At 61.0% G+C, this 20,024-nt stretch carries 16 protein-coding genes; 15 read left to right on the top strand and 1 reads right to left on the bottom strand.

The window, feature by feature from the left end; translation table 11 throughout:
- Nucleotides 1-88 precede the first annotated feature (88 nt).
- Together H587_RS0100845 and H587_RS0100840 are read left to right on the top strand one after the other, a co-directional pair.
- Nucleotides 89-1,288 (top strand): DNA modification methylase, encoded by a 1,200-nt coding sequence (locus H587_RS0100845; RefSeq protein ID WP_027174637.1) that lies wholly within the window; start codon nucleotides 89-91, stop codon nucleotides 1,286-1,288.
- Nucleotides 1,275-1,733: a phage terminase small subunit P27 family gene (locus tag H587_RS0100840; RefSeq protein ID WP_027174636.1), complete on the top strand. Its 459-nt coding sequence runs from the start codon at nucleotides 1,275-1,277 to the stop codon at nucleotides 1,731-1,733. The genes H587_RS0100845 and H587_RS0100840 overlap by 14 nt, the downstream gene beginning before the upstream one ends.
- Before the next feature lie 8 nt (nucleotides 1,734-1,741).
- On the opposite strand, the gene H587_RS0100835 is transcribed toward H587_RS0100840, so the two are convergent.
- A complete protein-coding gene (locus H587_RS0100835; protein ID WP_027174635.1) occupies nucleotides 1,742-1,936 on the bottom strand; it encodes a hypothetical protein in 195 nt (64 codons plus the stop codon).
- A 79-nt stretch (nucleotides 1,937-2,015) separates the two neighbouring features.
- Here H587_RS0100835 and H587_RS0100830 point away from each other — a divergent pair, with 79 nt between their 5' ends.
- The 13 genes from H587_RS0100830 to H587_RS0100770 all read left to right on the top strand — a co-directional run bounded on the left by H587_RS0100830 (nucleotide 2,016) and on the right by H587_RS0100770 (nucleotide 20,018).
- A complete protein-coding gene (locus tag H587_RS0100830) occupies nucleotides 2,016-3,686 on the top strand; it encodes a terminase large subunit (protein ID WP_027174634.1) in 1,671 nt (556 codons plus the stop codon).
- Nucleotides 3,686-4,924 carry a phage portal protein gene (locus tag H587_RS0100825; RefSeq protein ID WP_051202350.1) on the top strand — a complete coding sequence of 413 codons (1,239 nt, stop codon included), beginning with the start codon at nucleotides 3,686-3,688 and terminating at the stop codon, nucleotides 4,922-4,924. The genes H587_RS0100830 and H587_RS0100825 overlap by 1 nt, the downstream gene beginning before the upstream one ends.
- A complete protein-coding gene (locus H587_RS0100820) occupies nucleotides 4,905-5,618 on the top strand; it encodes an HK97 family phage prohead protease (RefSeq protein WP_027174633.1) in 714 nt (237 codons plus the stop codon). Before H587_RS0100825 ends, H587_RS0100820 begins: the two co-directional genes overlap by 20 nt.
- Before the next feature lie 3 nt (nucleotides 5,619-5,621).
- Nucleotides 5,622-6,827, top strand: a complete 1,206-nt coding sequence (locus H587_RS16785; RefSeq protein ID WP_051202349.1) for a phage major capsid protein — start codon at nucleotides 5,622-5,624, stop codon at nucleotides 6,825-6,827.
- 11 nt (nucleotides 6,828-6,838) lie between these two features.
- Nucleotides 6,839-7,279 (top strand): hypothetical protein, encoded by a 441-nt coding sequence (locus H587_RS0100810; protein ID WP_027174632.1) that lies wholly within the window; start codon nucleotides 6,839-6,841, stop codon nucleotides 7,277-7,279.
- A gap of 56 nt (nucleotides 7,280-7,335) precedes the next feature.
- Nucleotides 7,336-7,932 carry a head-tail connector protein gene (locus H587_RS19455; protein ID WP_169432735.1) on the top strand — a complete coding sequence of 199 codons (597 nt, stop codon included), beginning with the start codon at nucleotides 7,336-7,338 and terminating at the stop codon, nucleotides 7,930-7,932.
- The gene (locus H587_RS0100800; RefSeq protein WP_027174630.1) at nucleotides 7,933-8,247 is read left to right on the top strand and encodes a phage head closure protein; all 315 of its coding nucleotides are present in this window, start codon (nucleotides 7,933-7,935) and stop codon (nucleotides 8,245-8,247) included.
- Between the two features lie 199 nt (nucleotides 8,248-8,446).
- The gene (locus H587_RS0100795) at nucleotides 8,447-8,671 is read left to right on the top strand and encodes a helix-turn-helix domain-containing protein (protein WP_027174629.1); all 225 of its coding nucleotides are present in this window, start codon (nucleotides 8,447-8,449) and stop codon (nucleotides 8,669-8,671) included.
- Nucleotides 8,668-9,783, top strand: coding sequence for a DNA cytosine methyltransferase (locus H587_RS0100790; RefSeq protein ID WP_027174628.1), 1,116 nt, complete (start codon nucleotides 8,668-8,670; stop codon nucleotides 9,781-9,783). The genes H587_RS0100795 and H587_RS0100790 overlap by 4 nt, the downstream gene beginning before the upstream one ends.
- Nucleotides 9,780-12,971: a DISARM system SNF2-like helicase DrmD gene (gene drmD / locus H587_RS0100785; RefSeq protein WP_027174627.1), complete on the top strand. Its 3,192-nt coding sequence runs from the start codon at nucleotides 9,780-9,782 to the stop codon at nucleotides 12,969-12,971. The genes H587_RS0100790 and drmD overlap by 4 nt, the downstream gene beginning before the upstream one ends.
- Nucleotides 12,968-13,603, top strand: a complete 636-nt coding sequence (locus H587_RS0100780; RefSeq protein ID WP_027174626.1) for a restriction endonuclease — start codon at nucleotides 12,968-12,970, stop codon at nucleotides 13,601-13,603. The genes drmD and H587_RS0100780 overlap by 4 nt, the downstream gene beginning before the upstream one ends.
- Complete coding sequence (locus H587_RS0100775) at nucleotides 13,597-17,883, top strand: Eco57I restriction-modification methylase domain-containing protein (protein ID WP_034608380.1); 4,287 nt, start codon at nucleotides 13,597-13,599, stop codon at nucleotides 17,881-17,883. The genes H587_RS0100780 and H587_RS0100775 overlap by 7 nt, the downstream gene beginning before the upstream one ends.
- A complete protein-coding gene (locus H587_RS0100770) occupies nucleotides 17,880-20,018 on the top strand; it encodes a KAP family P-loop NTPase fold protein (RefSeq protein ID WP_027174624.1) in 2,139 nt (712 codons plus the stop codon). Before H587_RS0100775 ends, H587_RS0100770 begins: the two co-directional genes overlap by 4 nt.
- The last annotated feature ends 6 nt before the right edge of the window (nucleotides 20,019-20,024 follow it).

Here is a 20,024-nt window from a genome sequence, read left to right as displayed (position 1 = left end):
ATGCGAGCGGCAACCTCATGAGCCTGTGCCGCGAATGCCACGAGCGCCTGCACGGCAGACTGCGCACCCCACACCCAGGACCGAAACCATGCTGAAGACCGAATCCTGGCCCATCGAGCGGCTTGTTCCCTATGCCCGCAACCCGCGCAAGAACGACGAGCAGGTCGAGCGCATGGTCGCGGCCATCCGGGAGTTCGGCTTCCGCATCCCGGTGGTGGCCAAGTCCGACGGCACCGTGGTGGACGGGCACCTGCGGCTCAAGGCCGCCCGCAAGCTGGGCCTGACGGAAGTTCCCGTTGCATTGGCCGACGAACTGACCGACGCGCAGGTGAAGGCCTTTCGTCTGCTGGCCAACCGCTCCGCCAATTGGGCCGCCTGGGACGAGGACCTCCTGGCCCTGGAACTGGAAGAACTCCAGGCCATGGCCTTTGACGTCAGTCTCACGGGCTTTGACGCCGCCGAGATCGACTCCCTGCTGTCAAAGCCGACCACCGAGGGTCTGACCGATCCCGACGAGGTGCCCGAGACTCCTGCAGAGCCAGTAAGCAAACCGGGTGAGGTCTGGATTCTGGGCCGCCATCGGCTCATGTGCGGCGACAGCACCAGCGCGGACGACGTGGGCAGATTGCTGGCCGGCGTCCGGCCGCACCTCATGGTCACCGACCCGCCCTACGGCGTCGAATACGATCCCGCCTGGCGCAACGAGGCGCTGTCCGGCCAGAAGACCAAGCGCACCGGCATTGTCCTGAACGACGACCGCGCCGACTGGCGCGAGGCCTGGGCGCTCTTCCCCGGCGATGTGGCCTATGTCTGGCACGGGGCGCTGCACGCGGCCACGGTCGCGGAAAGCCTTGTCGTCTGCGGCTTCGGCATCCGCTCCCAGATCATCTGGGCCAAGGAACGTCTGGTTCTCTCCCGGGGGCATTACCACTGGATGCACGAGCCCTGCTGGTACGCGGTCAAGGGCAAGGCCCACTGGAGCGGAGACCGCAAGCAGGTCACGATCTGGAACATCCCGTCCAAGGGCCAGGACGCCGACACCATCCATGGCACCCAGAAGCCCGTCGAGTGCATGAAGCGGCCCATGGAGAACAACTCCAGCCCGGGCCAGGCCGTGTACGAACCTTTCTCCGGCTCCGGCACCACCATCATCGCCGCCGAAATCACCGGCCGCGCCTGTCTGGCCATGGAGCTGAACCCCGCATACGTCGATGTCGCCGTGAAGCGCTGGGAAGACTTCACGGGCGAGAAGGCAGCGCTGGAGGGGGAGGAAGATGGCCGGCCGTAAGCCTCTCCCCACCAAGCTCAAGATGCTCAAGGGCACGGCGCAGAAGTGCCGCGTCAATCCCAACGAGCCAGAGCTTGCCCCGGCGCTGCCTGAGCCGCCCGACTTTCTTGGCGAGACCGCCCGGGAGGAATGGCTCCGCAAGGCTCCGGTGCTCGCCCGCATGGGCGTGCTCACCGAGGGGGACGATGCGGCCCTGGCGGCTTACTGCCAGGCCTTTGAGCGCTTTGTCGAGGCAGAACGCAAGATTCGTCAGTCCGGGCTGCTCATCAAGACCACCGGCGGCAACGTGATCCAGAACCCGCTGGTGGGGGTGGCCAACCGGGCCATGGAGATCATGCACAAATTTCTGACTGAGTTCGGCCTGACGCCATCGAGCCGCACACGGGTCGCGGCGAATCCGGCCGGGAAGGAAAACGCTGAATGGGCGGGGTTCGGGAAAGCATGAGGGGTCGCTTACACCTCAAGATATGCGGCGATATCCCGCAGGTCGGCCAGAATCCGCCCAGCGTCTCCGGCATTGGCCCAGGTGATCTCTTCCGGCGCAACACCAAGGTGATCGTCGAACCGTTCGCCGATCTTGCGCAGCAGCTCTCTGGATTCCTGAATCTTGTTCATGAAGTCGGCAAGGGCTTGTTCCTGGTTGCTCATGGTCCTCTCCTTTCGCTGTTCGCTTGCAGACCACATGTCCATACATCCTGGCATATAGCAAGTCGTTCCAGGTAAATAGATGCCAAAGACCACCCACCCATATGCCACCGCCGCTAACCGCTACGCGCGGGACGTCGTGCGCGGAAAGATCGCGGCCTGCTCGTTCGTGCGGCAGGCCTGCGGGAGGCATCTGGACGATCTGGAACGCTCCAGATCCAAAGACTACCCCTTCCGCTGGGATCGGGAGGCGGCTGAACGCATCTGCCGCTTCGCCTCCAACATGGTGCATGTGAAAGGCCGGGAATGGGCGGGCAAGAAGATCGCCCTCGAACCCTGGCAGTGCTTCATCCTGGCCGTGGCCTTCGGCTGGGTGCGCAAGGCGGACGGACTGCGCCGTTTCCGTGAAATCTACGCTGAGATCCCCAGAAAATCCGGCAAGTCCGTGCTCGGAGCCTGCATTGGTCTGTACATGTTCGCGGCCGACAACGAGCCCGGGGCCGAGGTCTATTCCGGTGCCACCAGCGAGAAGCAGGCCTGGGAGGTCTTCGGTCCGGCCCGTCAGATGTGCCTCAAGAATCCGTCCTTCGTCAGCCACTTCGGCATCCACGTCGGGGCCAAGAACCTGCACATCCTGGACAACGCCAGCAAGTTCGAGCCGGTCATCGGCAAGCCCGGCGACGGGGCCTCGCCCCATTGCGCCATCGTGGACGAATACCACGAACACCAGACGCCCGACCTCTACGACACCATGCTCACCGGCATGGGCGCGCGCTCCCAGCCCATGCTTGCAGTGATCACCACGGCCGGCGTGGACACCTCCGGGCCCTGCTACGCCAAACGCGACGAGGCCGTGAAGGTCCTCGAGGGCACCCTGGAAAACGACCAGCTGTTCGCCATCGTGTTCACCATCGACGAAGACGACGATTGGACCGAGTGGCCGTCCTGGGAAAAGGCCAACCCGAACCTGGGCGTCTCGGTCTACCCCGATTTCCTCCAGGCCCGGCGCAAGGAGGCCCTGCAGATCGCCTCCCGCCAGAACATCCTCAAGTGCAAGCACCTGAACGTCTGGGCCAACGCCGGCTCGGCCTGGATCAACATGGTCAAGTGGAATGCCTGCCGGGCGGACGTCTCCTTGGACGACTTCGCGGGCGAGCCCTGCTGGGTCGGTGTGGACCTGGCCTCCAAGGTGGACCTCACGGCCATGGTGCTGCTCTTCAGGCGCGGGGACGAATTCTATCTCTTCGGCAGGCACTACCTGCCGGAGGAGACGGTCACCCTTCCCGAAAACGCTCACTACCAGCGCTGGGTGGCCGAGGGGCATCTGGTGGCCACGCCCGGCGCGCGCACCGATTACCACTATCTCATGGACGACCTGCTGGCCTACGCCGACCGCTTCTCCATCCGGGAACTGGCCTACGACCCGCGCGAGGCCGAGATGCTTATGCAGGAGATCCGCGAACGGGTGTCCTTTTCCTGCATCGAGATCAACCAGTCTCCGGCGTTCATCTCCGAGCCCATGAAGGAGTTCGAGGCCATCTACCTCTCGGGCAAGCTGCGTCACGACGGCGACCCGCTGCTGGCCTGGCAGGCCGCCAACGTGGTGCTGCGCTCCACCAGGACCAAGGCCTATTATCCGGGCAAGGAACGCGCCGAGAACAAGATCGACGGCATCGTGGCCGCCATCATGGCCCTTTCCCGCGCCATGCTCCACGCGGAAGAGCCGTTTGTCGGCATGGAGGTCTGGGACTGATGGGCGTCATCTCCTGGCTCAAGGGCCGCAAGTCGGCATCGGGGATGGCCCTGGAGGACCTCCTGGCCGACGGCTTCTTCACCCAGCCCGCCAAGAGCGGCGTGGCCGTGACCTGGAAGACGGCCTTGCAGGCGACTACGGCCTTGGCCTGCGCCCGGGTCATCGCCGAAGGGCTGGCCCAGGTGCCGCTCAAAGTCTTTCGCTCACAAGGCGGCGTGCGCACCCCGGCCGACGCCCACCCGCTCTACGGCCTGCTCGGGGACGCGCCCAACGACTGGCAGACCAGCTTCGAGTTCATCGAGCAGGTGGTCATGCATCTGGTGTTCTGCGGCAACGCATTTGTGTTCGTGAATCGGGGGCTGGGCCGCGTTGTGGAGCTGCTCCCCTACGAGCCGCAGCAGGTGACCGTAAAGCGCGACGGCTACGTGATCTCTTACGAGGTGACCACGGACGACGGCCGTCGCATTGGACTTTCCGCCTCCGAGATGTGGCACCTGCGTGGGCCGTCCTGGAACGGCTGGATGGGGCTCGAAGGCGTGCGCCTCGCCCGGGAGGCTATCGGCCTGTCTTTGGCCACCGAGGAACATGGCGCGCGGCTTTTCTCCAACGGAGCCGTGGTCGGCGGCGTCCTGTCCACGGATCAGGTCCTGAACGAGGAGCAGCGCCTGGCCCTGCGCAAGTCCTGGGAGGCAAGGCACGCCGGCGGCGGAAACGCCTTCAAAACCGCCGTGCTCTGGGGCGGCATGAAGTTCACTTCCATGACCGCGCCCAACGATCAGGCCCAGTTCCTGGAGACCCGCAAGTTTCAGGTCGAGGAAATCTGCCGGGCCTTCAGGGTATTGCCCATCATGGTGGGCTACTCGGATAAGACCGCCACCTACGCCAGCGCCGAGCAGATGTTTCTGGCCCACGTTGTCCACACGCTCTCGCCCTGGTGCCGCCGCATCGAAACGAGCATCGCCAAGAATCTGTTCAGCGAGGAGGAGCGCCGCCAGGGGCTCTACGCCAAGTTCATGCTCAACGGCCTCCTACGCGGCGCGGCCAAGGACCGGGCCGAGTTCTACGCCAGGATGTACGGCATCGGAGCCATGAATCCCAACGAGGTGCGCGAGTATGAGGACATGAATCCCTACGAAGGCGGCGAACGCTACCGCGTGCCCCTCAACATGACCGATCCGGCCGAGCCGGATGACGGTGACAACGCGGAGGATACCGCCGATGCAACGCCTCAACTGTAGCCTGAAGGAACTCAAGTTCGCTCCCGGCGGAACCGACGCCGAGCAGATGACCTTTTCCGGATACGGAGCCGTGTTCGGCAACGTGGACGCCTACGGCGACGTGATTCTGCCCGGGGCGTTCACGCAAAGCCTGACCGACGCCAGATCGGGCAAGGCCGCCTGGCCGGTCATGCTCCTGCAGCACGGCGGACTCGGGTTCGGTGCGCAGGACCTGACGCCCATCGGCATCTGGACGGATATCACTGAGGACGAAGTGGGTCTGCGCGTAACCGGCCGGCTGGCAGAGACTCCGCGCGGGCGCGAAGTTCACTCCCTGATGCGCATGAAACCCCGGCCGGCCATCGACGGCTTGTCCATCGGCTACGTGGCCCGGGAGTGGGATTCGGGCGGCAAGCCGGGTGAGCCCCGTCGCAGGCTCAAGCGCATCGAACTCATCGAGATCAGCCCCGTGACCTTTCCGGCCAATGCCAGGGCGCGGGTGGATCAAGTGAAGGGCGTGCCGGACATCCGGCTCGCCGAGAGGGCCCTGCGTGAGGCCGGGTTCTCCAGGACACAGGCCAAGGCCGTTCTGGCCGAAGGATTCAAGGCCCTGCCTCTGCGTGACGCCGAGGATGCCCATAACGGGGGTGCGGATGCGGTCGCCGCTTTGCTGCGGCGAAACATCGCCACCATCAAGACGTCCGCAAGGAGGTAATCCATGGACGAGATCAAACAGCTGCTGGAAGAGCAGCACAAGGCGTTCGAGGAGTTCAAGCAGGCCAACGACGATCGTCTTACGGCCATCGAGAAGAAAGGCTTCGCTCCGGCCGACCTGGAGGAAAAGGTCGCCAGGATCAACGAGGATCTGACCCGGTTGGGCAAAGACCTGGCCGAGGTCGCCAAGAAGGCCAACCGGCCGGGCGCGGGAGTGGACGGCCAGGACCCCATGATCCAGGAGCACAAACAGGCCCTGGGCAAGTACCTGCGCAAGGGCGACGACCGCGAACTGGCCGGAGTCCAGCGCAAGGCCATGGCCACCTACAGCGATCCCGACGGCGGCTATTTCCTCACCGAGGACATGGCCCAGGCCATCGAGCGCACCGTGAGCGCCATGTCCGCGCTCTCCGGCATGGCCCAGACCATCGCGGGCAACGCGGCCGTGTACAAGAAGCCCGTGCGCACCACCGGCGTATCCTACGCCTGGCGCGGCGAGGGTGAAAGTCCGTCGGCCACCTCGACACCCAAGTTCAGCCTGCTGACCTTCGAGGCCCGGGAAGTGGATGCCTTTCCCGAGGTGACCAATGAGAGCCTGGAGGACCTGGGCTTCAACGTCGAGGCTTTCCTCATGGAGGAAGTCGCCCTGGCTTTTGCCGAGGCCGAGGCCGAAGCCTTCCTGACCGGCAACGGCGTCTCCCGCCCGCGCGGATTGCTGACCTATGACGCCGTGGCCAACGATTCCTACGACTGGGGCAAGCTCGGCACCGTGCTCTCCGGCGGCAACGGCGCGTTCGCGTCCAGCAACCCCAGCGACAAACTCATCGACCTGATCCACGCGCTCAAAGCTCAGTACCGAGCGTCCGGGGCCTTTCTCCTGAACGACCTGACGCTGGCAGCCATTCGCAAGTTCAAGGACGGCCAGGGCAACTACCTCTGGCAGCCGGGGCTGCAGGCGGGCGTCGCAGGCATGCTCCTGGGCTATCCGGTGCGCACTGACGACTACATGCCCGACGTGGCTTCCGGGAGCCTGTCCATCGCCTTCGGCGACTTCAAGCGGGCCTACCTGATTTACCGCCGCCGGGGCATGCGCATCATCCGCGACAACATCACCAACAAGGGCTTCACCTCCTTCTGGGTGACCGAGCGCTTCGGCGGCGGCGTCCAGAACTTCGAGGCCGTGAAGCTCATGAAATTCTCCGCGAGCTAAAGGAGGCCCACATGCGCGATCTCTACAGCAACCTCAAGACGACCCAGGTCCTGGCCCCGGCCTTGTACGACGCTGACCAGAACTCCGACCCCGTGGACCTGCAGGGCTTCGACTCCTGCATGCTGCTGGTCAACGTGGGCGCGGCCGGCGTGACGCTATCCGAAACAGACAAGATCGAGCTCGAAGTTGAGGAAGCCGATGACAAGGTGAGCGGCCCCTGGACCGACGTGGACCCGGGCGATCTGGCAAAGTCGGTCACCGGCGCAAACGACGGCTGTTTCGCGGTCATCGACAACGCCGGCGACGACAGCGCGGTCTACGCCACGGCCTATCGCGGCCACAAACGCTACTGCCGCGTGGTAGTGAACTTCATCGGGACCCATGGGACCGGCACGCCCATCGGCGTCACGGCGCTGCTCAGCCACGCCCAAGTGGCCCCGGTGACCGAGTAACTCCGAGTAGTCCAATGGGGCGGGGCTTCGGCTCCGCCCCATTTATAGGTGAGCCCATGCACGGACGTCTACGCCTGATCACGCCTCCGGCCATGGAGCCGGTCAGCTTGGCGGAAGCCAAGCTCCACGCCAGGATCGACCACGATCTCGAGGACGGGCTGCTTGCGACATTCATCGCAGCCGCGCGCCAGCATGGGGAACAGCTGACCGGAAGGCAATTCGTGGAAGCTGCATACGAGCTCTCTCTGGACGGCTTTCCTTGCGACGATGGTCCGATCGAACTGCCCAAGCCTCCGTTGCAGGCCGTGGAGGCCGTCTCCTTTGTGGCTCCGGATGGCATAACGCAGACCATGTCCGCCACGGACTATGTCGTTGATACTTCCGGACTGCTCGGCCGCATCTATCCAGCCGATGGCGCAGCGTGGCCGGCCGCCCGCCGCCGGCGCAACGCCGTGACAATCAGTTTCCGTACCGGCTGGCCCGTCGTCACAGGAAATCCGTCTACGCCGGACGCCATCAAAAGCTGGATGCTCTGTCGTGTCACCGGCCTCTACGAGCAGCGGGAGAGCTTTGCCGGAAGATCCGTCAGCACGCTCCCCGGCGACTTCCTGGACGGCTTGTTGGACCCGTGGCGGGTTGCCGGGGTGGTGTAGATGCCAGCCGCTCCATATCGCCACCGGGTGACCATTCAGGCGGTGACGCTCATCTTCGACGGCATGGGCGGCTGGGAGGAAACCTGGGCTGACTTGGCCACGGTCTGGGCGCGGGTCGAAGCCCTCAAGGGCGAGGAGTACTTCGCCGCCGCCCAAATGCAGAACTCGGTCAGCCACCGCGTCACCATGCGCTACCGCGCCGACCTCACCCCCACCCACCGTCTGGTATTCGAGGGCCGCATCCTCGACATCGAGGCGGTCCTGCCGGACGAACGCAAATCCCGCCTCGTGATCATGTGCACCGAGCAGGTGTAATCTTTCGCTGGCCTGCTTGACTTCCTGCCCCCGCCTGCAAGGCAAAGTCGGCTTCTGCGGTTTGATGTGGCAAAGATGCAGCACAAATCGTTTGACCGATACTGGGCTCTCCTCTAATGTGCCAGACATTCCTCTCATTCTCCGGGGCTGCCCCTGGAACAGCTGCTTTCAAGGCCGGACGGCCCAAAGCGGAGAGCACATGGCATCAGAACAACACCGCTGGCTTTCAGCCGAGGAGATTGCCCAACATCTCGGGGTCAGCATCGACACCATCTACCGCTGGATAGCGGGACGCGGCATGCCCGCACACAAAGTCGGCCGCCTCTGGAAGTTCAAGACGGACGAGGTCGACGAGTGGGTGAAGGCTGGTGGCGCGTCCGCCGACTCGTCCAAGGAAGATGTAGGCAAGGATTCGAAAAAATGAAACACGGGACACAGGCTAAAATCGGAGCGACGCCAGGCCGGAAGGTCTATGCCGTCGACTTGTTCTGCGGGGCGGGTGGACTGACACATGGCCTCGTGAAGGCCGGTGTCGATGTCCGTCTGGGCGTGGACATTGATCCGGCTTGTGAACACCCCTACGTCGCCAACAACAACGCCAGGTTCCTGCTCAAATCGGTGGAGGAGCTGGAAGCCAGCGAGCTGAAGCGCCACTATAGAAAGAACGGGATCAAACTCCTCGCCGGTTGCGCTCCGTGCCAGACTTTTTCCACCTACAACCAGAAGGCAACGGAATCCGACAAACGCTGGTGGCTCCTGCTGCAGTTTTCGAGACTCGTGGACGAACTGTCACCGGATCTTGTGACCATGGAGAACGTTCCGCGACTGATCGAACAGAACGTTTTCGACGAGTTCGTGGCCAACCTCGAAGGCAATGGGTACTCGGTCGCATACCGGGTCGTCAATTGCGCAGAATACGGCGTCCCCCAACAGCGCAACCGTCTGGTGTTGCTGGCGTCCAAGCTCGGGCCGATCTCGCTTCTGACTCCCGAGCAGTTCGGCAAGAGACCGAAAACTGTCAAGGAGGCCATCGGCAACCTGCCTCCTCTAGAGGCCGGAACGAGCCACCCGAAAGACCCTCTGCACCAATGCTCCGCTCTCTCCGAAATCAATATGCGCCGCATAAAGGCATCCAGGCCCGGGGGGACATGGCGTGACTGGCCCAGGGAGTTGGTGGCCGACTGCCACAAGAAATCTTCCGGAAAGACCTACCCCAGCGTCTATGGCCGCATGACCTGGGACGATCCCGCCCCGACGATGACGACCCAATTCTTCGGGTTCGGTAACGGCCGTTTCGGCCACCCGGAGCAAGACAGAGCTATTTCACTCAGAGAAGGCGCGATCTTACAGAGCTTTCCACCAGATTACGAGTTCACTCGACCGGGAGAACAGGTCTGCCAGAAGTCCATCGGCAGGCTTATCGGCAACGCCGTTCCCGTCACCCTCGGAGAGGTCATCGGAGCCAGCTTGCTGTCGCACGTATCGGAAGCGACCAAGAAAGCGTATCAGTCGAGACGGAGGAGCCGGTCACAATGACAACGACAAACGCAAGTTCGGCGAACGGTGTCGTTCGTTTCGGTGCCGTTCCCGAGCCCGGTCAACTCGTCGAGGTCCGACGTCGTCAATGGGTGGTCACCGATGTTTCCAGTGGAGCCTTGTCACCGGCGAGCAACGGTGACCAACACCTCGTCGGCCTGTCATCCCTGGACGAAGATTCCATGGGCGAAGAGATCCAGGTCGTCTGGCAGATGGAGGCCGGAGCCCAGGTCTTGGAAAAGGCGGGCCTGCCGTCGATCACCGGCTGGGACAGCAACGACCGCCTGGAAGCCTTTCTCGACGCCGTTCGCTGGGGAGCAGTCACCAACGCGGATCGCTCTTTTCTGCAATCGCCTTTCCGGAGCGGGATAACCATCGAAGACTACCAGCTCGATCCGTTGGTTCGAGCCGTCGAGATGGCTCGCGTCAATCTCCTCATCGCGGACGATGTCGGCTTGGGTAAAACGATCGAGGCGGGGCTGGTCATCCAGGAGCTGCTCGTCCGTCATCGCGCCAGGACCGTGTTCGTCGTTTGCCCCGCCAGCCTGCAGGTCAAATGGCAGACCGAGATGCAGGAAAAATTCGGCCTCGAGTTTCGGATCGTCGACACCGAGTACGTCAAGCGCCTCCGTCGCGAACGCGGTATCCACGTGAATCCCTGGACGTCCTATCCACGTCTCGTCACCTCGATGGACTGGATGAAGAGCGGCGAGGGTTTCCGGTTGTTGAAGGACGTACTCCCTCCTCACATTACCTATCCGCGAAAATTCGACATTCTGGTCGTCGACGAGGCGCACAACGTCGCACCGGCGTCGGCATCCATGTATGCCCTGGAAAGCCAGAGAACGCGACTGATCCGGTCGCTCGCACCTCACTTCACCCATCGGCTGTTTTTGAGCGCCACACCCCACAACGGATACCAGGAGTCCTTCACCTCGTTGTTGGAGTTGCTGGACGATCAGCGGTTCGCCAGGACGGTGATGCCGGACGAGAAACAACTCCACCGCGTCATGGTTCGCCGACTGAAGAGCGACATCGTCGACGCGAACGGCAAGCCGGTGTTTCCGGTGCGCAAGCTCGAAGGTCTCGAAATCGACTACTCGGAGGAGGAGCGGCAAATCCACGCCTTGCTCGGAGAGTACACGGCCGACCGTTCGAAGAGCGTCAAGGGCACGCGCTTCGAATATGGAACCGATTTCGTTCACATGCTTCTCAAAAAGCGGCTCTTTTCCTCGCCGATGGCTTTCGCGCACACACTTGCAAAACATCGGGAAACGCTCGAACGCGGCAAGCCAAAAGGCGATCGCGACACCATGGACGATCGCATTCTGCGCAAGGCGATCCTGAAAACCGAAGAGGAGTATTCGGACGATTCGCTGGTCGAAGAAGCCCAGCACGAAGCGGTCGAGGTGGTGGGCGAGCTCGCACCACCGTTGTCACGAGAGCAGAGAGACATGCTCGACCGGCTCATCGCATGGTCGGAGAAAGCACGCAACCGCGTCGACTCGAAAGCCAGGGCCATTCTCGACTGGATCGAGAGCCATCTGAAGACCGATGGCCGCTGGAACGGAAAGCGCGTGATTCTGTTCACCGAATACCGGGCCACCCATTCGTGGCTCCATCAGATTCTCACTGCCAACGGCTTCGGCGGCGATCGCTTGATGTACCTTCATGGAAGCATGCTGCCGGACGAGCGCGAGGCCGTCAAAGCCGCGTTCCAGGCGCATCCGGACATCTCGCCGGTCCGCATCCTGCTCGCTACCGACGCGGCCTCGGAAGGTATCGATCTGCAGAACCATTGCAACTACCTCATCCATGTCGAGATTCCATGGAATCCGAATGTCATGGAACAGCGCAATGGTCGTATCGACCGCCACGGGCAGAAGGAAGACGCCGTCTTCATCTGGCATCCGGTGGGGAAAGGCTTCTCCGCGAGAGTCGCCGCCAATGAACGATCAGACTCCGTCAAACCCGGCGATGTCGCGGGCGATCACGAGTATTTGATGCGTGCCGTCCTCAAGATCGACACGATCCGGGAGGATCTCGGCAGCGTCGGGCCGGTCATCGCCCGGCAGATCGAAGAAGCCATGCTCGGGAAGCGCAGCGGCCTGGACACCGCCTCGGCGGAAGCCAAGGCGGCCAAGGCGAGGAAGTTCGTCACGGCGGAGAAGCGTCTTCAGGAGCGCATCGCCCGCCTGCACGAGAGACTCATGGAGGCGAAGAACGATTTCCATCTGTCGCCCGAGCACATTTCGCGTGCGGTCGAGGTCGCTTTGGATCTGGCGGAAAAACCGTCGCTCAAGCCCACCGGATCGCCCCAGGGCGAAAAGGAGAGCGTTTTCGAAGTGCCCGTCCTGCCCGGCTCCTGGGGCAGAGCCACCGTCGGACTGGAACATCCCCATACCGGCGTTCGTCGCCCGATCACCTTCGATCACGATGTCGCCAAAGGTAGAGACGATGTTGTCCTGGCCCATCTCAACCACCGGCTGGTGCAGATGTGTCTGCGCCTGCTTCGCGAGGAGATATGGAAACTCGACGACGTCAAGCGACTTCACCGCGTGGCGGTTCGAACCGTACCCGACAGTGAATTGCGAGTCCCGGCGGTGGCGGTCTGGTCGCGTTTGGTGATCACCGGCGGAGACCACCATCGCCTTCACGAAGAACTGACCCTCGCCGGTGGCGAACTCGAACACAAACGCTTCGCCCGCATCGCCCAGGTCGGCAAACTCGAAGCTCTGGTCGCCCAAGGGTCACCGATCGAACCCGACCAGGCGCTGTTCGATGTCCTGAAGGACAGGTTCGAGCGCCACGAAGACGCTCTCATGGCCGCCGTCGAAGCGAGATCCAGGGACCGCTTGAAGTTTCTCGAGAACACCCTCGACAGGCGCATGAAAAGCGAAATCGCCGACGTCCGAACGGTTCTGGACGAACTTGAGGCCAGCATCCGCAAGGAGCTGAAGTCGGATCGCCAAGGTGGCCAGCTCTATTTGCCCGGGTTTTCGCCCGAGGAGATGGCGCAGGTGAAGAAGGACGTCCATGCCCTCGAAGCCCGATTGGCTCGGATTCCGGAAGAGCGGGAAGAAGAAAAGGCCGCGATCGAAAAACACTACGCCAACCCGGTGGATCGAACGTTCCCGGTGGCCGTCGTGTTCTTGGTGCCCGCCTCTCAATCGAGGATAAAGCAATGAAATGGCAGGAATACCAAGAAGCTGTCGCCGTACTCTATGAACAGTTGGACGGATTCGGGACGGTTCATCGCAACGTCTACTTGCCGGATCTCGTGACGGGACAACGTAGGCAAGTCGATGTAATGATCGAGATGACCGAGCGGGGGCACTCGTTGCGTATGCTCATTGATGCGAAATTCCATTCAACGCCCCTCGACGTCAAGGATATCGAAGAAGTCGCAGCACTTTCACAGGCTGTCGGAGCACACAAAACAATCATCGTAGCGGCGAACGGATTCACTTCTCCGGCCGAGACAAAGGCTCGTTTCATTCAGTGCGATTTGATGACTCTGTCCATGGAAGAGGCTCTGGATCTCATCGTCCCTGACAAGTGGAAAATGTGCCCGGTTTGCAACGCCGACTGCATTGTCCTCGACCAGGACGGTATGACGCAATTCGATGATGGCTCGATTTTCTGGTGGCTGGCCGGGCAATGCCGTGGTTGCAATTGTGGTCGAGTACATTGCCAAGATTGCGGACAAAAAATGTACATAGAAATCGGCAAATCTCTGGTGTGTGGGTGTGGCCATGAATGGCACGCCACCGAAGAAGGAATTGCCATCGAATTTTTCAAGGAAGAGCCCCAATGGTGAGAACTCTATCGAAACACGCCGAATGGCTCTCCCTGATCGAGATATCCGGTCCTTTCCTCACCGTGTCCATGCTGGACAAGGCGTTCCCACAAGGGCTGGAAGCGGTGGAAACACCGCGACGCCAGCGACTCAGGGCCGCCTACGAGGAGTGGCGCGAGGCGGTGGACCAGGAAGACAAGCTGTTGCCGGAATTGCACCAAGAATGGGTTCGCTTGGTGCTGGCGGAACTGCTCGAATACGATCAGGAATCCCTCGTCCACGCGGACGACTGGCCGGGCGAACTCCCGAGCGTTTCGTCGCAGGAACATGTCGGGGAGTTCAAACCCGACTGGATCGTCCACACACCCGAAGACGGAAAGCCGCGCCTGTTTATCGCCGTTCTGCCGCCGGACACCGATCTCGAATCCGTCCAGCGAGGTGATGGCTGGCCCGTTTCCCTCCAGGAGCGCATGAACCTGCTCTGCCGCGCCCATGGAGTGCGCGTGGGGCTATTGACCGATGGCGAACGTTGGATGCTGGTCAACGCGCCGGTAGGTTCCACATCCAGCCAGGCGTCGTGGTATGCCCGTCTCTGGTTCCAGGAGCCGATCACGCTGAAGGCCTTCCAGTCTTTGCTCGGTGTCCGGCGCTGTTTCGGCCCGACGGAAGACACCCTCGAATCGCTTCTGGATGAATCCCTCAGGCATCATGAGGAGGTCACGGACACCCTCGGAGAGCAGGTACGTCGTGCGGTCGAGGTGCTCGTGCAGTGTCTCGACAAGGCCGACGAGGACCGCAACCGGGAACTGCTCCGTGACGTTAAGCCCGCCGAGCTATACGAGGCCGGGCTGACCGTGATGATGCGGCTGGTATTCGTCCTCTGCGCCGAGGAGCGCGGGCTGCTCCTTCTCGGTGATTCGGTCTACGACCGGTGCTACGCCGTTTCCACCCTGCGCGGACAACTGGCAGAAGAAGCCGATCGTCACGGACCGGAGGTGCTCGACCGCCGTCACGACGCCTGGGCCAGGTTGCTCGCGGTCTTCCGGGCCGTCTATGGCGGCATCGAGCATGAAAGCCTGCGGATGCCAGCCTTGGGCGGTTCCCTGTTCGATCCCGACCGTTTTCCGTTCCTTGAGGGCCGGGCCAAGGGCACCGGTTGGCGGGATACCTCGGCCGCGCCGCTGCCCATCGACAACCGCACCGTGCTGCTGCTCCTGAACTCGTTGCAGATTTTGGAGCAGTCCGGTGGTGCACTGCTGCTGTCCTACCGTGCGCTCGATGTCGAACAGATCGGGCATGTCTACGAAGGCCTCCTCGAACACACCGTGGCTCGCGTTCCCCGGGTGACCCTGGGCCTGCAGGGATCACAGAAGGCGAAGAACCCGAACGTGGCTCTCGCGGAACTGGAATCGGCGCGCCTGGACGGCGAAGCGGCGCTCGTCAAATTGGTTCTGGATGTTACAGGGAGGAGCGAATCGGCCATCAGGAACGGCCTTTCCAAGCCTGCCGACGACACGATCTTCGGTCGGGTATTGGGTGTCTGCGGTGGGGACACAGAATTGGCCGAACGTATCCGCCCCTTCACGAACCTGCTCCGCACCGACGCCTGGGACGATCCGATCGTCTATCGCGACAATTCGTTTATGGTCACCCTCGGGGCCGACCGGCGTGAGACCGGCACCCATTACACTCCGAAATCCCTCACCGAGAGCATCGTCACCACCACGCTCGAACCGGTGGTGTACGTCGGTCCGGCCGAGGGCAAGCCTCGCGAGGAATGGACACTCAGGTCGTCGCGGGAGATTCTCGACCTCAAGGTCTGCGACCCGGCCATGGGTTCGGGGGCCTTCCTCGTTCAGGCCTGCCGCTATCTCGGCGAGAAACTGGTCGAGGCCTGGCTCCACGAGGAGGCTGTCGGTAAGGCCATCACCGTCGACGGCGAGGCGCTCGACCAGCTTGGTGCGGAGGAACCCCTGCCGTCCCAGCTCGACGAACGGCTGACCATCGCTCGCCGTCTGGTGGCCGAGCGCTGCCTGTACGGCGTGGACGTCAACCCGCTGGCCGTGGAGCTGGCCAAACTCTCCATCTGGCTGGTGACCCTCGCCAAGGGCAGGCCGTTCGGATTTCTCGATCACAACCTTCGCTCCGGCGACAGTCTGCTGGGTATTCACCGACTGGAACAGCTCACCCGGTTGCGAATGGATACGGAATCCGGCCAACAGTACCAGCTCCGCATCTTCGGTCAGAACGTCGAGGCGGCGGTCAACGAGGCCATCGAACTGCGCAAACGGCTCCGAGCCACCACCATCCGAGACATAAAGGATGTCGAGGCCATGGCCCGGCTGGACCGCGAAGCGCGGCGGAAACTCGAATCCGTCGAACTGATCGCCGACGCAATGATCGGCGAAGCTCTTCGATGCGGCGGCAATACCCGGACTCTCAATGCCGCGCTTGACACACTCGCTGCCATGGCTGGTGATTTCCTGAGCGGTAACGAAAGGATGGGCGAGCAGATCGCTCGTCAGGCGATAGCGAATTTGGCTATTGATTTTCCTGCAGGCTCACTACCTCGAAAACCATTCCATTGGCCTTTGGTATTTCCGGAAGTGTTTAGAAAAGGAGGCTTCGATGGAATGGTTGGGAATCCACCATTCACTGGAGGGCGCTTGGTAGGCCGTCGATTCGGATTGGCTTACCAGGAATATCTAAAATTCATCCGTAACGGAGTTAAAGGATCTCCCGATCTCTGCGCATACTTTTTTCTGCGAGCCTTTTCCTTGCTTGGCTCGAAGGGGTGTTTTGGCCTGTTGGCAACCAAGTCGATCACAGAGACTGGCTCTCGAGTGGTCTGTTTGGATCAGATCATTGGAAAAGGCGGTATCGTCTATTGCGGTTCTTCACGAATGCCTTGGCCGGGCAATGCGGCTGTGGTCGTTTCGATCGCATGGGTTGCTCGCAATGGCTGGCAGGGCCAGAAAATTCTGGACGATAAGACGGTATCGGCCATCAACGGCGCACTGGAAGAGGATTTTCAGATAGAACGCCCGATGAAACTCAAAGCTTTAAAAGGTCAGTTTTCGCAAGGCCAGGACGTCATGGGGCGCGGCTTCGAACTCACGGCCGAAGAGCGGGTGGCAATGCTCGAAGCCGACCCGAAATGTGCGGAGGTGATCTTCCCGTTGTTCAATGGGCAAGACCTCAATACCATGCCCAAGCTTGAGCCTTACCGCTGGGTTATCTATTTCCGAGATTGGCCAGAAGAAAAGGCGCGTCAGTATAGGGCGGCATTCCGTCGAATAGAAGAACTTGTCAAGCCCTATCGAGATTCGCTCACCGGACAAATACATCAGAAATGTTTCTGGAAATTTTGGGATTTGCGCCCAAAGCTTCTTTGCGAAGCGGAAAATCATGCCCATTTTCTAGCATCACCAGTAGTTACAAAGTATGTCTCGTTCAGAAGGGTCCCGTCTCGAAACGTTTTTAATCATAAAACGAAAATCTATTTTTTATACGACTGGTCTGATTTTGCTGTGTTGCAATCCAGCATTCATCAGGAATGGGCATTCTGGACCTGTGCCACTCTTGGGGCGTCAACACTGAGTTATTCGACATCTGCGGCATTAGAGACATGGCCGATGCCTATTCAGGACGGTCGAGAAAAATTATGTGCATACGGCGAAACGTATCATGGAAATCGCGAGAAAATAATGTTGGAGGATACGATCGGCCTTACCCAACTCTACAACCGTTTCCATGATCCGTCAGACGACGATTTTCGAATTGAGCAGATGCGTAGGCTTCATCTTGAGATGGATGTCGCGGTTGCTCATGCTTATGGATGGGGTGACCTCGACCTGGAGCACGGATTCCACGAAGTGCCGTATCTGCCCACGAGCGACCGCATGCGTTTCACCATCAGCGATCGTGTGCGGCTTGAAGTGTTGCGTCGCTTGTCGGAGTTGAATCACCAACGATATGCGGAAGAAGTTGCTCAAAGGCTACATGGCAATGCTGGGGCACGAACCCCGCGACGCGCCGCCCAGACCCAGCCCTCCCTCGACTTCGAGACGGGAACTGTGAATACAAGCCATGGCGAGCCTCCAGCCACGGTAATCCTTGACTTTCTACGTACACACACAGGATGGCACGCCAAGGCTGATGTCCTCGCCACCGCTGGAATCACGGATGGTCAGTGGAACGCGGCAATCGCCGACTTGATTGCTGGAGGCAGTGTCGAACGACAAGGTGTAAGGCGAGGTGCGCGGTATCGAGCCGTGATTGAGGGGGAGAAGCAATCATGACCAGCCTATCCGCCGACCGCCCCAGCACCGATCCAAGAGAGGATCTATTCGGGCACGCGCCGTTTGCGAAGAGCTTGGCCGATAGTATCTGCCATTATCCGAGCAGTGATGGCTTGGTGCTCGCCCTCTACGGGCCGTGGGGCTCGGGCAAATCAACGGTGCTCGGCTATGTAGGCCACTATCTTGAACGCCAACCCCAAGAGAACCGACCTGTCGTCGTTATCTTCAACCCCTGGTGGTTCTCTGGGCAGGAAAATCTTGCCCGAGCATTCCTCGGCCAGCTTCGTGCCGTGTTGCCCAACAAGAGCGAGAAGTACAAGAAGCTGGGTGACCTGCTGGGTGATTTCGCGGAAGGCATCGGAGGCCTGATCGATCTGTCAGGCATGACAGGTGGTGCTGGTGGCAGGCTTGGGAAGCTCATCGGGATGGTGACCAAGCGAAAGCCGAAAGACGTACCTGCCCTCAAGTCCGAGATCAGTAAGATACTGAAGGAGGCCGGAAAGCGCATTTTGATCGTCATCGACGACATCGACCGCCTGACCCCGGAAGAGACGCGCCAGTTGTTCACGGTCATCAAGGCGCTGGCAGATTTCCCGAACGTCGTTTACCTGCTGGCCTTCGACCGTGATGTCGCCGCACAGGCCATCGAACAACAGAGCGGCCTGCCTGGCGAACGCTATCTAGAGAAGATCATTCAGGTGCCGTTCGAGTTGCCGCCGGTCGATCGCGTGGCTTTGCGGGCTGCCCTGTTCAGACGCCTTGATCAGGTGTTGGGTGACGCGTCAGATGGACTGTTCGACCAGTCCTATTGGACGAATGTATTTCACGATGGCATTGATCCACTGATCAAAGTGCCGCGTGATGTCGTTCGCTTCACCAATACGCTGTCGGTAACCTATCCTGCGGTACGCGGAGAGGTCAATCCCGTGGACTTCATCGCACTTGAGGCCATTCGGGTTTTTTTGCCCGATCTGTATGACCTCGTGCGAACGAATCAGGCACGGTTCTCCGGGCATAGTCGTGACGATGTATACGAGGGTGCCCGAAACGCCAGCCAAGCCTTTCATCAACAGTGGGTGAGCGAGATACCCGAAGCGCTACGGGAGAGCACCCGTGCCTTGCTTGAGCGTATCTTTCCGAAAATCGGCCTGGGGTACGGCACTGATTGGTTGGCCGAGTGGCGCAGGAATCTACGCGCCTGCCACCCTGATGTATTCCCGACTTATTTCCGACTCACCGTTCCCCCCGGAACCGTCCGCCGCAGTGACATGACAGCGTGGCTTAGTCTGGCCGGAGTATCTGCAGATTTCGGCAATGTTCTTGTTCGGGCCAAAGATGAAAAACGTCCCGACGGCCTATCGAAGGCGCGGGCGCTACTCGAACGACTGATGGATCATGTCGAAAAAGATATCCCGGATGGGCAGATACCATCGGTTATCCAAGCACTTCTCGACGTCAGTGATGCGTTGATAGATCCCGACGACGAACGTGGAATGTTTGATTTCGGCAATGCTTCTCGGGCGTCACGCCCGGTTTACCACCTCCTGAAGCGCGTGGAAGCAGATCAGCGCGCCGGCATATTGGAGTCAGCCCTCCGATCAGGCAACGCAGTCGCCGTGCAGTTGTGGCTCTTGCAGGCCCTGGACGAGGAGGTCACGAAGACAAAGGATTCTGGTAAGGCCACGTTGTTGACCGTTGACGGGGTCGAACGACTGAAGACAGTCTGGCTGGATCGAGTGCGGACGCTATCAGGTAAGGCGAGTTTCCTGCATCACGCAGAATTACCAAGACTTCTCGCCGCATGGCGACGGTGGGCGAGCGAAGCCGAAGTCCGAACATGGTGTGATCAAACCACGGCGTCCGACGAAGGACTGCTGAGCTTTCTTCCGAGATTTCTTCAGCACACAAGGTCCCAGGCCATGGGTGATTGGGCGGTTCGCTTCCAACCTCGTCTCAACCCAGCTTGGTTGGAAAGCTACATAGATACGGCCGCCTTCGCAGACCGACTTCGCTATTTGCAGCGAAACGATCAGATACCCTCTGACGCTCATGAGGCCGCATCTCAATACCTTCTAGAGTTTGACATGCTTCAGGCGGGAGAAAACCCGGATGGGCTCAATGCATTTGATGATTGATGGAGA

Origin of the sequence: Desulfovibrio aminophilus DSM 12254 (assembly GCF_000422565.1) — a bacterium.
GTDB classification, from domain to species: Bacteria; Desulfobacterota; Desulfovibrionia; order Desulfovibrionales; family Desulfovibrionaceae; genus Aminidesulfovibrio; species Aminidesulfovibrio aminophilus.
This window is presented reverse-complemented; position numbering and strand designations above follow the sequence as displayed.